12 protein-coding genes are annotated in these 12,791 nt (G+C 72.1%); 5 read left to right on the forward strand and 7 right to left on the reverse strand.

The window, feature by feature from the left end:
• Positions 1-191 precede the first annotated feature (191 nt).
• The 4 genes from ACFC0G_RS04575 to ACFC0G_RS04590 form a co-directional block, all read right to left on the reverse strand.
• Positions 192-1,385: an ABC transporter permease gene (locus tag ACFC0G_RS04575; protein WP_376397090.1), complete on the reverse strand. Its 1,194-nt coding sequence runs from the start codon at positions 1,383-1,385 to the stop codon at positions 192-194.
• The gene (locus ACFC0G_RS04580) at positions 1,382-2,110 is read right to left on the reverse strand and encodes an ABC transporter ATP-binding protein (protein WP_376397093.1); all 729 of its coding nucleotides are present in this window, start codon (positions 2,108-2,110) and stop codon (positions 1,382-1,384) included. Before ACFC0G_RS04580 ends, ACFC0G_RS04575 begins: the two co-directional genes overlap by 4 nt.
• Positions 2,107-3,234, reverse strand: a complete 1,128-nt coding sequence (locus tag ACFC0G_RS04585) for a peptidoglycan-binding protein (protein ID WP_376397096.1) — start codon at positions 3,232-3,234, stop codon at positions 2,107-2,109. The genes ACFC0G_RS04580 and ACFC0G_RS04585 overlap by 4 nt, the downstream gene beginning before the upstream one ends.
• 77 nt (positions 3,235-3,311) lie before the next feature.
• Positions 3,312-3,842, reverse strand: coding sequence for a hypothetical protein (locus ACFC0G_RS04590; protein WP_376397099.1), 531 nt, complete (start codon positions 3,840-3,842; stop codon positions 3,312-3,314).
• Between the two features lie 171 nt (positions 3,843-4,013).
• Here ACFC0G_RS04590 and ACFC0G_RS04595 point away from each other — a divergent pair, with 171 nt between their 5' ends.
• Both ACFC0G_RS04595 and ACFC0G_RS04600 read left to right on the forward strand, forming a co-directional pair.
• Positions 4,014-4,670 (forward strand): response regulator transcription factor, encoded by a 657-nt coding sequence (locus ACFC0G_RS04595; protein ID WP_376397304.1) that lies wholly within the window; start codon positions 4,014-4,016, stop codon positions 4,668-4,670.
• A complete protein-coding gene (locus ACFC0G_RS04600; RefSeq protein WP_376397102.1) occupies positions 4,667-5,962 on the forward strand; it encodes a sensor histidine kinase in 1,296 nt (431 codons plus the stop codon). The genes ACFC0G_RS04595 and ACFC0G_RS04600 overlap by 4 nt, the downstream gene beginning before the upstream one ends.
• Here ACFC0G_RS04600 and ACFC0G_RS04605 read toward each other — a convergent pair.
• The 3 genes from ACFC0G_RS04605 to ACFC0G_RS04615 form a co-directional block, all read right to left on the reverse strand.
• Entirely contained in the window at positions 5,959-6,537 is a 579-nt protein-coding gene (locus ACFC0G_RS04605; protein WP_376397105.1) for a TetR/AcrR family transcriptional regulator, read from the reverse strand. The genes ACFC0G_RS04600 and ACFC0G_RS04605 overlap by 4 nt on opposite strands.
• A 96-nt stretch (positions 6,538-6,633) precedes the next feature.
• Entirely contained in the window at positions 6,634-7,794 is a 1,161-nt protein-coding gene (locus ACFC0G_RS04610) for an agmatine deiminase family protein (RefSeq protein WP_376397108.1), read from the reverse strand.
• 204 nt (positions 7,795-7,998) lie between these two features.
• Positions 7,999-9,630, reverse strand: coding sequence for a serine/threonine-protein kinase (locus ACFC0G_RS04615; protein ID WP_376397111.1), 1,632 nt, complete (start codon positions 9,628-9,630; stop codon positions 7,999-8,001).
• Between the two features lie 123 nt (positions 9,631-9,753).
• Here ACFC0G_RS04615 and ACFC0G_RS04620 point away from each other — a divergent pair, with 123 nt between their 5' ends.
• The 3 genes from ACFC0G_RS04620 to ACFC0G_RS04630 all read left to right on the forward strand — a co-directional run bounded on the left by ACFC0G_RS04620 (position 9,754) and on the right by ACFC0G_RS04630 (position 12,615).
• The gene (locus ACFC0G_RS04620; RefSeq protein WP_376397114.1) at positions 9,754-10,365 is read left to right on the forward strand and encodes a TetR/AcrR family transcriptional regulator; all 612 of its coding nucleotides are present in this window, start codon (positions 9,754-9,756) and stop codon (positions 10,363-10,365) included.
• A gap of 178 nt (positions 10,366-10,543) precedes the next feature.
• Complete coding sequence (locus tag ACFC0G_RS04625) at positions 10,544-11,725, forward strand: agmatine/peptidylarginine deiminase (protein ID WP_376397117.1); 1,182 nt, start codon at positions 10,544-10,546, stop codon at positions 11,723-11,725.
• 20 nt (positions 11,726-11,745) lie between these two features.
• Positions 11,746-12,615: a DUF4436 domain-containing protein gene (locus tag ACFC0G_RS04630; protein WP_376397120.1), complete on the forward strand. Its 870-nt coding sequence runs from the start codon at positions 11,746-11,748 to the stop codon at positions 12,613-12,615.
• The last annotated feature ends 176 nt before the right edge of the window (positions 12,616-12,791 follow it).

The following is a 12,791-nucleotide window of genomic DNA, read 5'->3' on the forward strand; positions in this document are numbered from 1 at the left end:
CGCCCCCTGACGTACGGGCCTGGTCACACGCATGAGGTCCCTTCCTTTCTCCGGAATGCCGGGGACGCGGGGTGTGCGGCCCACTGTGACACTGACTGAAATGTCAGTCAAGATCGAAGACCCTTATGTGCCCGGGAGCAAGAGCTCTCCCGGGCACAGCGCAGGGCGGCTCAAGCCGAGCGCAGGGCGACTCAGGCCGAGCGCAGGGCGTCCGTCGGAGACGCCCCGGCCGCGCGCAGGGCCGGGTAGATGCCGGCGACGGCGGCCACGAGGACGGAGACCGTGGGACCGGCGGCGAACGTGTAGAGAGGGATGGAGACCGGCCACCCCTGCGCGAGCGCGTAGCCGTAGACGGCGAGGCTGCCCATGATCAGCCCGCCGATTCCGCCGATGAAGCCCATCAGTACCGCCTCCAGCAGGAACTGCGCGGCGATCTGTCCGCCCCTCGCACCCAGCGCACGGCGCAGCCCGATCTCACCGCGGCGTTCCATCACGCCCACCACCATGGTGTTGGCGATGCCGACACCACCGACGAGCAGGGCGACCGCGGCGAGGGAGAGGACGAGGCCGGTGAGCGCGCCCTTCGCCTCGCCCCGTGCCGTGAGGAGGTCGGAGGGCCGGCTGACGGCGACGTTGCTCGGGCTGGCCGGATTCGCGGTGGCCCCGGCCACGGCCTGCACGTCCGGGACGCGTTCGGGATGGGACCGCAGGTAGACGGTGGCGGCGCTGCCGTCCGCGCCCAGATGGGCTGTGGCCTGGGGCCAGCCGACCAGGGCGGCCGTACCGAGTTCGGGTGCCAGGTCGTTCGGCGCCAGAATCCCCCGGACGACGTACGGCTGTCCGCCCAGCCAGACCCGCTCGCCCGGCGCGGTCACGCCGAGGCGCTGGGCGGCCTGGTCGCCGAGTACCGTCACCGGGAGTCTTTCGCCGGCCCGGTCCAACCACTGCCCGCTCAGCATGGTGGCGTGCAGGACGTCGAGCAGGTTCAGCCGCGTGGCCAGCACGCTGATGCTGCCGGTCTGCTGCTTCGGCACCAGGTCGTTGCGGTAGACCTCGGCCTTTGTGGCCCCCGTCGCGGTGACCTGCTGCACCGGGGCGATGCCGGCGAGCATCTTCTCGGCCGTGGGCGGCAGCGGTACGAGCCGCTGCTCGGGATCCTTCCCCGGGGCGACCGTGATCAGGTTGGAGCCGAGCTCGTCCAGGCGGGCCAGCAGGTGCGCCTGGTTCGACGAGGAAATGCCCGTCACGGCGATGACGGCGGCGATGCCCAGGGAGATGCCCAGGGCCGAGAGCGCGGAGCGCGTCTTGCGCGTGCGCGGTCCGATCATGCCGAGGCGCAACAGGTCCGTCGGGCGCAGCCGGGTGCGCCGCTGGGGGGATGTCATGGAGCGGCTCCTGCGGGGTGCGGGCGGCGCTCGTCGAAGTCGATGCGGCCGTCGTGGATGCCGATGCGCCGGGGGAAGGAAGCGGCGAGGTCACGGTCGTGGGTGATGACGACGACGGTGGTGCCGCCGACGTTCAGGGCACGCAAGAGGTCGACGACGGATCTGCCGGAGGTGCTGTCCAGAGCCCCGGTGGGCTCGTCGGCGAGCAGCAGTGCCGGGCGGCCGACGAGGGCGCGGGCGATCGCGACCCGCTGCTTCTCGCCTCCCGAGAGCTGGTCGGGGTGGTGGCCGAGCCGGTGTCCGAGGCCGACCTCGCGCAGGGCTTCGACGGCCGCCTCACGCCTGCGAGCCGCGGGGACGCCGCTGTAGAGGAGACCCGTGGCGACGTTCTCGACCGTGGTGAGTCCCGCGAGCAGGAAGAACTGCTGGAAGACGAAGCCGATCCGGTGCGCGCGCACGGCGGCCAGCTCGGGGTCGGAGAGGTCGGACAGGTCACGTCCTTCGAAGCGCAGCCGGCCGGAGCTGGGCCGGTCGAGCGAGCCGAGAAGGGCGAGCAGGGTGGACTTGCCCGAGCCCGAAGGGCCGACCACGGCGAGGAGTTCGCCGGCTTCGACGGTGAGGTCGAGTCCGTGCAGCACGCGCAACGGCGGCGATCCCGGGTACTCCTTGGTGACACCGGTCAGCTCCAGCACCGGTGCCCGCCCCTGGGCCTGTGGCGGCGTCACGTGGGGATCACCACCCGGTCGCCGCTCTTCACGTCCCCGGTGATCTGAGCCCTGGCGTCGGCCACCAGCCCCAGCTGCACCTTGACGAGCCGGGTGGTGGTGCCGTCGAGGACCTTGACCCCGTAGCCGCCCCCGTCCAGGGCGAGCAGCGCGGTGACGGGGACGATGAGCGCGTCGGTGGCGGTGTCACCGACGACGCCGACCGTCACGGAGGAGGGTCCGGACTGTCGGGCTCGCCGCTGGTCGTCCAGCACGATGGTGACGGTGGTCTTCTGCCCACCGCCGCCGGAACCGTCCTGCCCGCCGCCCCCCTCGTCGCCGTCGCCTCCGCGGATCAGCGAGCGGATGCGTCCGTGGACGGTGCCGCCTTCGGCGAGCTTCACCACCACCTTGCCGTCGGGTGTGAACCGGGACAGCTGGTTCTCGGCCGGCTGCACCACGGCGACGAGATCGGTGCCGCTCACCGTCAGGACCGAGGTCGCGCCCAGGGGCGACCCCAGCTGCGCGCTCAGCTTGTGCACCCGCACGGCGGCCTGCGGCAGCATCACGACGCTGCCGAGCGGGACCGTTCCGGTCTGCTTCACACCCAGGGCCTTCTGCCAGCGCTTGACGGCGGTGGCGGTGCCCGGCGTGAACTTCTCGTCGACGGCGATGCCGAGGCCCTCCGTGTGGCCGAGCGCGACCAGGTTGCGCTTGAGCTGCTCGACGTCGGGGCCTGCGCCGACACCCTGTCCCAGGTCACGCCAGAGCGGCCGGTTCCCTGTCATGAGGACGACGGGCCGTCCGTCGACCTCGTAGAGCCGCCCTCCCGCCTTCACCTCGGATCCCACCGGGGGCAGCGCGGTGACCGTTCCGCGCCCGGAGGCCATCACCGCGGTCGGCGCGTCGTACGCGAGCGCCCCGGCGACCTGGATGCTGCTGGACAGCGATCCCTTCTCCACCGCCGCACTGCCGTGGCCGAGGGCCGGCTTCTCGGCGACGGAACCCCGGGGTTCCCAGGGGCGCGTCGCGCCCAACGCCGCAGCCCCTCCGATCGCGACGACGAGGACGAGCGGGACGACGACTCGGCGGCGCTTCCTCCGGGTGCCGCCGGACGCGCGCTTCGCAGGAGGGGAGGGATCCACGGGCTCGATGGGAGCGATGGGAGCGATCGGCTCGATGGGCTGGGGGGGTTGGGTGGGTTGGGTGGGCTGGGCCATGGTCACTCGCCGATCCGGTAGCCGGGCAGGGGCAGCTTGCTGCACGCCGGCTGGACGGCGTCCCACTTGACCGGGTCGAACGACTGCCGGGGAATGACGAGGACGCCGGTCTTCGGGTCGGGGTCGGGAAGGTCCGGGTAGCCGTGCTTCCGTCCGCACTCGACCCAGGCGCGCGCCTGCTCGACGAACTTCTGGTCGGTCTTCGCCGTGGCCTGGTGGATGCCGGGATTCTTCGCGTCGCAGACCTTGACCGCCGCCTCGTAGGCGGCGATCGAGGAGGCGTCCCCTCCGAGCTGGCTCGCGGGGGTGAAGATGTTGCCGTCCTTGTCCTGATCGACACTGTTCTGTCCCTGCCCGTGCATACAGGTCACCCAGGCCCGACGGACCACGTTGTCGTCCTGCGGCGCTGCGGCGCCCGACCCGTCGTCCCCGGCGACCCGGGGAGCGGAGTCCTCCGAGGAACAACCGCTCATCACCAGTGCCGCGGTCACGGCGGCTGCCGCCACGAGGGCCCGTACGGTTCGACTGCGCATGTTCTGCTCCCTGCTCGATCTCGACGATGACGTCCAGCAGTTCTACGGAGCGTCCGGTGAGCCACGGGTGAGCGTGTGCCTAACCGCCGGCTAACGCCCCTGGGGGCATCCTTGGGCGGGCGGTTCCGAGGACAGGGCCGCGCTGTGCACGGTCGAGTGGAGTGGGTCGGATTGCGGGTGCTCATCGTCGAGGACGAGGCGGAGCTGGCCACGATGCTCGCCGAGGGCCTGCGGGAGGAAGGCATGGTGTGCGAGGTCGCCCACGACGGGCCACGCGCGCTCGAGATGACGGCCGCCGCCTCGTACGACGTCCTCGTCCTGGACCGGGACCTGCCCACGCTGAGCGGGGACGCCGTCTGCAGGGCGCTGAACACGGCCGGCTACCCGGCCAGGATTCTGATGCTGACCGCCGCCGGCGCCCTGTCCGACCTGGTCGACGGTCTCGGCCAGGGCGCCGACGACTACATGGCGAAGCCGTTCTCCTACCTGGAGCTGGTCGCGCGCCTCCGCGCCCTCGGCCGACGCGCCCCCACCGGCAGCACCGCGACGGTACTGAGCCGGCACGGCATCAGTCTGGACACCGTCCGCAGGGTCGCCGAGCGCGACGGCCGCCCGCTGAGACTGACACCCCGAGAGCTCGGCGTACTGGAGCTGCTGCTGGCGGCGGACGGCGCTCCCGTCAGTACGGAGGAACTCAAGGACCGGCTGTGGGACGCTGCGCTCGACCCGGCCACCACCGCGGTCCGGGTCACCGTGCACGCGCTGCGCCGCAAACTGGGCGACCCCGCGCCCATCCATCACGACCCGGGCTTCGGGTACCGGCTGTGAGCCGCCCGTACCGACGTCGTACGGCTCGACGCACCTCACCGTACCGACTGCCCCTGCGCGGCCGGCTGACCCTGACGACCACCTCGGTCTTCGTCGTCCTGGGTGCCGGACTGCTCCTGCTGAACTGGCTGAGCTCCCGTCAGCTCATCGAGGACAACCGCTCCGTCCTCGTCCCCGGGGCCGTCACGCCCGCCGTCCAGGCCACCGGAATCCCTGAGCCGGGACGGAGTCCCGCCCCTCTGCCGCCGGGCAGCTCACCGGCCGCGACCACCACACCCGCCCAGGCCTTCGAGGACTTCCGGGACAGGATCCTCGACGACCTGCTCGTCCGCTCCCTGCTCCTGCTCGTCCTCTTCACCGCCCTCGCCGCGCTGCTCGCGTGGTGGGCCGGACGCCGCTCGCTGCACCGCCTCACCCAGGTCACGGCGACCGCCCGCCGCATCGGCGCCGGCAGCACCCTCGACGAACGGCTCGGCCTGGGCGGACCGCACGACGAGGTCCGCGAACTCGGCGACACCTTCGACGCCATGCTCGACCGGCTCGACCGCAGCTTCACCGCCCAGCGGCACTTCACCGCCCACGCCTCGCACGAACTGCGCACACCGCTCACCCTGCAACGCACCGCGCTGGAGATCCCCCTGGCCCAGGGCCGTGTCCCCGCCGACCTGGAACCGGCCCTCCGGCGTGCGCTGGACGCCAACGCCCGCACCGAGCGTCTGATCGACGCCCTGCTGACCCTGGCCCGTGGCGAGAGCGAGACCCAGACTCCGCATCCGGTCGATCTGGCGGACGTCGCCGGGAGCGCCACCGAGGATCTCGCCGGGGAAGCCCGGACCGCGGAGGTCCACGTCACGGCGCACCTCGCACCCGCGCCGGTCGCCGGCGACCCGTCCCTGCTCCGGCACATCGCCCTGAACCTGCTGGCCAACGCCGTACGCCACAACCAAGCGGGCGGTACGGCGACGGTGACCACCGGCGTCCACGGCGAGGTCGCCTTCATCGAGGTCGTCAACACCGGCCCCGTACTGGACCCGGATACGATCCCCACGCTCTTCGAGCCGTTCCGGCGCGGCGCGGCGCCCCGGGGCAAGGGCTTGGGACTGGGGCTCGCCGTGGTGCGCGCGATCACCCTCACCCACCAGGGCGAGGTCACGGCGAAGGCCCGGCCCGGCGGCGGACTCGCGGTGCGGGTCGACCTGCCGTGCCGGGCTCCGGGTGACGCCCCGGACAGGACCCAGGGCCTGTCCGGCGGATCAGGGTCGGTGTCGGGGTCGGGGTCGGACAGGCCCTAGCGGCCGAGCCGTTCGACCTCGGCGTCGACCGCTTCGCTCATCAGGGTCCGGGCGTGGGAGATCTGGAGCGTGCCGCTGAGCCAGCGCATGCTCAGGCCCTCCAGGAGGGCGGTGAGCCGCTCGGCGGACGCCGTGAGGGCGACCGCGGGGGCCATCGGCCGGACCTGGCCGAGCAGGGCCGCCACCTCCTGGACCCACACCAGGGTGGCCCTCGCCAGGTCCTCGCGCAGGAGGTCGTCGAAGACGGCGCTCGCCCTCAACTCGCCCCAGGCGCTGCTGTTCTCCCTGACCTCGGTCGAGTCCTGGAGTTCGAGGAGGAGCGTCTGGTCGAGTTCCTCGCGCGGGGTGAGCGGTTCGGCGTCCGGATCGCGGTCGGTCGTGTAGCGCTCGGCGCGGTCGTTGATGAACTCCAGCGTCTTGCTCAGGATCCCGGCGCGGTCCTTGAAGTGGTAGTAGATCAGCGCGGTGGACACGCCCGCCTCGGCGGCGAGCTCCTCCACGCGCAGGCCGCGTACCCCGCGCCGGGCGATCACCCGGGCGGCGGCTTCGAGGATCTGAGTGCTGCGAGACGCCATGGCCCGAACCTTACCGGGCGCCTTCCGTCGGTGGCATCACAGCCCTGACCGGTGGGTGGTGGCCCGGCCCGCGCGCGTCGTGACGGTGTCGCCCGGTCAGAGGACCGGGGGAACGACCGGCTGGGACTGGGTGGCGCAGTGGATGCCGCCACCGCCGCTCGCGATGCTGTCGATGTCCAACTGGACGACGGTCCGGTCGGGGTACGCGGCCCGCAGGATGCCGGCGGCCACGCCGTCGGCGTATCCGTCGCCGAACCGGGGCACGAGGACGGCGCCGTTGGCGGTGTAGTAGTTGGTGTAGCTGGACAGGAAGCCGGTGCCCCTGCCGCGGATGGCGCGGCGGTCCGGGCCGGGGAGTTCGGTGACGGTCAGGCGGCGGCCCTGGGCGTCGGTCGCGCTCAGCAGCGCCTGCTTGGTCTCCTCGTAGACGGCGACCCACTTGCTGTCGGTGCCGGGGCCGGGCTGGTCCAGGATGACCTGGCCCGGTGCGACGAAGCGGGCCAGACAGTCGATGTGGCAGTCGGTGATGTCCTGGCCGGCGAGTCCCGGCACCCAGATCACCTTGTCGATGCCGAGCGCCGCCTTCATCGCCTGCTCGACCTGGTCCTGGGTCATGCCCGGGTTGCGGTTGGCGTTGACGAGCGAGCTGACCGTGGCGAGCAGGGTGCCCTGGCCGTCGGTCTCCAGCGAGCCGCCCTCCCCGACGAACCCGGCCCGGACGCGAGGGATGCCGTACTGGCCGAGCAGGGTCGCGGCCGCGGCCGCGTCGTTCGCGTAGGGCTGCGCGTACGGCGTGCCGGTCTTGCCCCAGCCGTTGAAGTCGGTGTCCACGCCGGCGACGGCGCCGGGGGCGACCACGAAGGTGGGGCCGAAGTCCCGAATCCACAGGTCGTCGTTGGCGATCTCGACGACCTCGATGCCGTAGTAGGCGCCGGCTCCGCAGGCGTACCGGGCGTCGGCCGCCTGCTCGGGACGGGCGAGGACCACGACCGGTTCGAAGCGGGATATCGCGTCGGCCACCCTCGCGATGTCCCTGCGGACGCCACCGAGCTGAGTGGACCAGACGGACGACAGGGCCGGCCAGGCCATGAAGGTGCGGACGTGGCGGTCGTGCTCCGCGGGCATGCGCAGCGTGGCGCCCGATGGGCTGGTGGCGGCGCGGGCCACCGTGGGCAGTGCCGACCCGAGGGCCGCGAGCGGCAGGGCCGCCGCGCCGAGTTGGAGCAGTCGGCGCCGGGAGGTCGTGGGCGTGTCCATGGGACTCCTACCTGAGGGAGGGGGAGGCGGGTGTTGCCCGCATGGTGGGCATCGTGGCCTAGACTGAAAATTCAGTCAATGATCTCGAACGGACCATGGCGGCAGAGCGACGGCCTCGGGACGACCGCCCTCACAGGACTGACGGCGCTCGGACCGGCACTCGGACCGGCGCTCGGACCCGCGCTCGATGCCGGACGCCCTCGGCTACCGGGCGCGGCGATAGTGCTCGAACGCCGCGGTGACCGGCCCGCCGTCGGCCCGCGCCTCGATCAGCCGCACGATGACGATGTCCTGTCCGTCGGCGCTGCGGACGCAGAAGGGGCGCTCGTCGACGACATCGGCGAAGGCGATCCTGGTGACCGGCTCCGTGTCGATGCCCCGCAAGCAGTCGGCGGGGCCGAGCTCGTCCCCCGCGGACACGAAGGCGTCACTGTCCTCGGGCAGGACGAACTCCGAAGCGTCGCGCGCCAGATACCAGGTGGCGGTGTCCGCGGGAACGACCTTCCCGGCCTTCAGGTCGAACTCATAGGTGGCATCGGGCGAGGTCAGCTCGACGGTCTTGCCGCCGGGCACATAGGCGGCCGAGGGGGACGGTACGACGGAGGCGGCAGCGGAGTCCTCGGGCGAACCCTCCGCCGGCCACAGGGAGTCGAGCAGGTACACGGCACCGCCCGCCAGCGCGAGGACCGTGAGCGCCGCCAGAGCCGTCGCCGCCCCTCGGCGCCCGCCCTTCGGCGCCCGCCGCGAGGGAGGCGCGACGCCGGTCTCGGGCCGGGGCGCCGGAGGAAGCGTGGCCGGGGCCGCGAGGGTGGGCTGCGCGTGGACCGGTGCCGGACGTACGGCCCGACCGTCCGTCGACGGCACGGCGGACGCCGGGGCGGCCGGCATGGGGGTGGCCGGCGTCGGGGCGGCCGGAATCGGGTGCCCCGCCTCTCCCGCCACCTCGCTGGTGATCGACTGGGGCAGCCAGCCCTCGGCGAACTCCGGGCGGGGCCCCACCAGGGGATGGGTGTGGACGGCCGCGATCAGATCCACGGTCGCGGGACGGTCCTCCGGTCGCTTGGCCAGACACCACGCCACCAGGTCCCGCAGTTCGTGCGGTACGCGAGCGAGGTCGGGCTGTTCGTGGACCACCCGGTACAGCGCGGCCGACTCCGGCCCCGCCCCGAAGGGACCCTCGCCGCCCGCCACGTACGCGATGAGCGCACCGAGCGCGAAGACGTCGGTGGCCGGGGACACCGGCCGGCCCAGTGCCTGCTCGGGAGCCATGAACGCCGCCGTGCCGATGCTCAGGCCCGTACCGGTCAGGGCGGTGGCGTCGGCCGCGCGCGCGATGCCGAAGTCGATGACGCGGGGCCCGTCCTCCGCGATCAGCACGTTGGCGGGCTTCAGGTCGCGGTGCACGACGCCCGCCCGGTGGATCACCTGGAGGGCCTCGGCGATGCCGGCCACGAGGAGCAGCACCGTACGCACCGGCAGCGGGCCGTGCCGCTGGACCACCTGATGCAGGGACGGTCCGGGGACGTAGGCGGTGGCGAGCCACGGGGTCGGGGCGTCCACTCCCGAGGCGACCACCTGCGCGGTGAACAGGCCGTGGATGCGCTCGGCGCTGGCCACCTCCTGGGCGAAGCGCTGCCGGAACTCGGGGTCTCCCGCGAACTCCTCCCGTACCGCCTTCAGCGCGATCGGCCGGCCGCCGGGCGTATGGGCCAGGTACACCACGCCCATGCCGCCCGAGCCCAGCCGGGCCTGGAGGCGGTAGCCGCCGATCTCGCGAGGGTCGTCGGCCGACAGCGCCGTACGGGCGGGCCGTGCACCAGGAAGCTGAGCGGACATGCGGTGGCTCTTTCGACGGTACGGAACGACTGACGACTGACACAACTGGCGCATCGTGCCTCTAACTAAAGATTCAGTCAATATGCGACACTGTTGGTTCAGACCACTCGCAAGGGGGAACACGTGGCGACGGACCGCCGAAGGGCCATCCTGGAAGGTGCCGCGCGCGTCATAGCGCGGCGGGGGGTGCGCGGGCTGCGCATGGAGGAGCTGGCGACCGAGGCCGGGGTGTCCACCGCGCTGATCTACTACCACTTCAAGGACCGGGCCGGCATCCTGCGCCACACCCTGGAGTTCATCAGCGACCGGGCCGACCGCTACACCTCCGATCAGGGCGAGGGCGAGGACGGGAGCGAGGGCGGGAGCGAAGACGGGGACGACGCCGTGCGGGAGCTGGAGCGCTCCTTGCTGCTGGAGTTCCAGGATCTCCCCGAAGTCCGCGAGAACAGCACGGCGTGGGGCGAACTGCGGGCCAGCGCGATCTTCGAACCCGAGCTGCGGGGAGACCTCGCCCGAGCCACCCTGGCCTGGATCCACGACGTCGCGGACCTGCTCGGCGGCATCCGGCCGACCGCACCCGCCCCAGCCCTCACGGCCTCCGCGGAGCGGCTCACCGCCCTCCTGGAAGGGCTCAGCACGCGCTGGCTGAGCGGCGCCCTGCCCCTGACCCATGCCCGCGAACTGACGAAGGAAGCCGTGGCCGTGGAGCTGGAGCGACTCGCGAAAATTGACTGAATCTTCAGTCAGTGTCAGAGTGGCGACACGAAGGCCGTGCCCGCCCTCGCGGTACCGGCGATTCACGGGGCACGGCGTGCACCCTGTTCACGGGCACGGGCCGCGATCCACTCCCCTCCCCCTCTGATACCCCCACCGCCGGATCCCTGGTCCCGCGAGCTCACGATCGGAGACCCCCATGTCCGTCCCCCCCTCCCGCCGCTCGGCTCTGCGCGTTCTCGCCGGAGTCGGCGCGTTCGCCCTCGGCACCTCCGCATGCGGCCCCGGCGACGCCGGTGACCCCGGCCAGGCAGCCGGCACCGGCCCGTCGGCCGGCGCCGCCACCGGGTCGGCCGCGCCGAAGGACGAGGACCGGCGGATGCCCGCCGAGTGGGAGAGCCACGCCCGCACGTTCATGTCGTGGCCCGCCCTGGAGTCCGTCTGGGAGGACGACCTCCCCTACGTACGGCAGGACATCGCGCGGGTCGCACGGGCCATCGCGAAGTACGAGTACGTCGTGATGATGGCCCGGCCGAGCCAGCGGGCCGCCGCCCAGAAGGCCTGCGGCTCCGGGGTCGAGGTCATCGACCTCCCCGTCGACGACCTGTGGGCCCGCGACACCGTCCCCGTCTTCGTCGAGCAGGAGGGCGAGGTCGTCGGAGTCGACTTCAACTTCAACGGCTGGGGCAACAAGCAGACGCACGACAACGACGCCCTCGTCGGCCGGCTCCTGCTGCGCAAGTACGGGATCCCCCGCGTCCAGGCGCCCCTCGTCGCGGAGGGCGGCTCCTTCGAGACGGACGGCGAGGGAACCCTCCTCGTCACCGAGAGCTCGATCGTCAACGACAACCGCAACCGCGGGAAGTCGCGCGCCCAGATCGAGGCCGAGCTCAAGGAGCTCCTGGGCATGGAGAAGGTCATCTGGCTGAAGGGCGTGCGCGGCGAGGACATCACCGACGCCCACGTCGACAGTCTCGTACGGTTCACGGCGCCCGGAGTGGTCCTCCTGGACCGGGCGTTCCCCGGGACGCCCGCCGACTCCTGGTCGCGCTCCTCGGATCAGGCCATGTCCGTACTGAGCGAGGCGACCGACGCCCAGGGCCGCGGCTTCGAGATCATCGACCTCCCGCAGCCCGACCCCGACCTCATCACCGGCTACAGCGACGACTTCCTGTCGACGTACGCGAACTTCTACGTCGGCAACGACGCCGTCTACATGCCCAAGTTCGGCGACAGGAAGGCCGACGACCGGGCGCGCGGAATCCTGCGGGAGCAGTTCCCCAAGCGGGACATCGTGCAGCTGAACATCGACACCATCGCCACCGGAGGCGGCGGGATCCACTGCGCCACCCACGAACAGCCCGGCAAGCCGGTCGACTGATCACGATCCGAGGAGCCTCCGTGTCCGACACCCGCCGTCACCGACCGAGCCGGGCCCGGCTCTTCCCCGCCGTACTGGCCTGCGTCCTGATCGGGGCCGCCATCGCCCTGGGCGCGTGGCTCCAGTTCGGCGAACGCCAAGCCCTGGACACGGTGTACAGCGCGGGCAGTTCGGCTCCCGACCGGGTGGACGTCGACGCCTCGATCCAGCGCGTCGACGCCGCCGGCCGGGAGCTGATCCTGCGCGTCCTGGTCACCCCGCGAGGAGAGCTGGCCGAGGCCGGCGGCGTCTCCCCCACCGAGGACCTGACGCTCCAGACGTCGACCTCCACCCGGGGCGACCTGTCTTTCACGGCACACAGCCGCATCGCGACCATGGACCTGCCCGTCACCGTGACGGGAGGCCCGATCACGGACTACCCCTTCGACTCCTACGACGCCGCCATCGAGTTCAGCGCCACCCAGGGAGGCGAGAAGGTCCCCGTCCACATGACGCTGACCAACAGCGACGCCCTCTTCTCGGCGACGGTGGACGCCTCGGACGACCACGGGACCGCGGTCTTCGACGTCGGCCTGGGACGCTCCACCAGCGTGCTCGTCTTCGCCGTCTTCATGATGGTCGCCATGTGGGCCCTCGCCGCCTCGGTCCTCACCGGAGCGTGGTTCCTCGTCACCCGGCGCAAGGGGCTGACCTGGCCCGCCCTCGGCTGGATGGCCGCCACGCTCTTCGCCCTGGCGGCCTTCCGCAACACGGCCCCCGGCACGCCGCCGATCGGCTGCCTCATGGACTACCTCGCGTTCCTGTGGGCCGAGACCGTCATCGCCTTCTGTCTCGTCACCGTGGTCGTCACGGGCTTCAAGGCCGAGCGCCGGGCGGCGAGTACGGACTGACCGCGGGGGGAAAGAGCCGTCCGGGGTGCGGCCCCCACGATCGGCGTGCGTCCGCCAGTATGAGGACCGGTCGGCCCACGGCTCTGCCTGCGCACCGATGGCCTCGGGGCGCCCGACACTGAGCGCACTCTTTCGCACGAATTCGCATGCATTCACCTTCATTCGCATGCTTCGTC

Origin of the sequence: Streptomyces sp. NPDC056169 (assembly GCF_042268445.1) — a bacterium.
GTDB lineage: Bacteria > Actinomycetota > Actinomycetes > Streptomycetales > Streptomycetaceae > Streptomyces.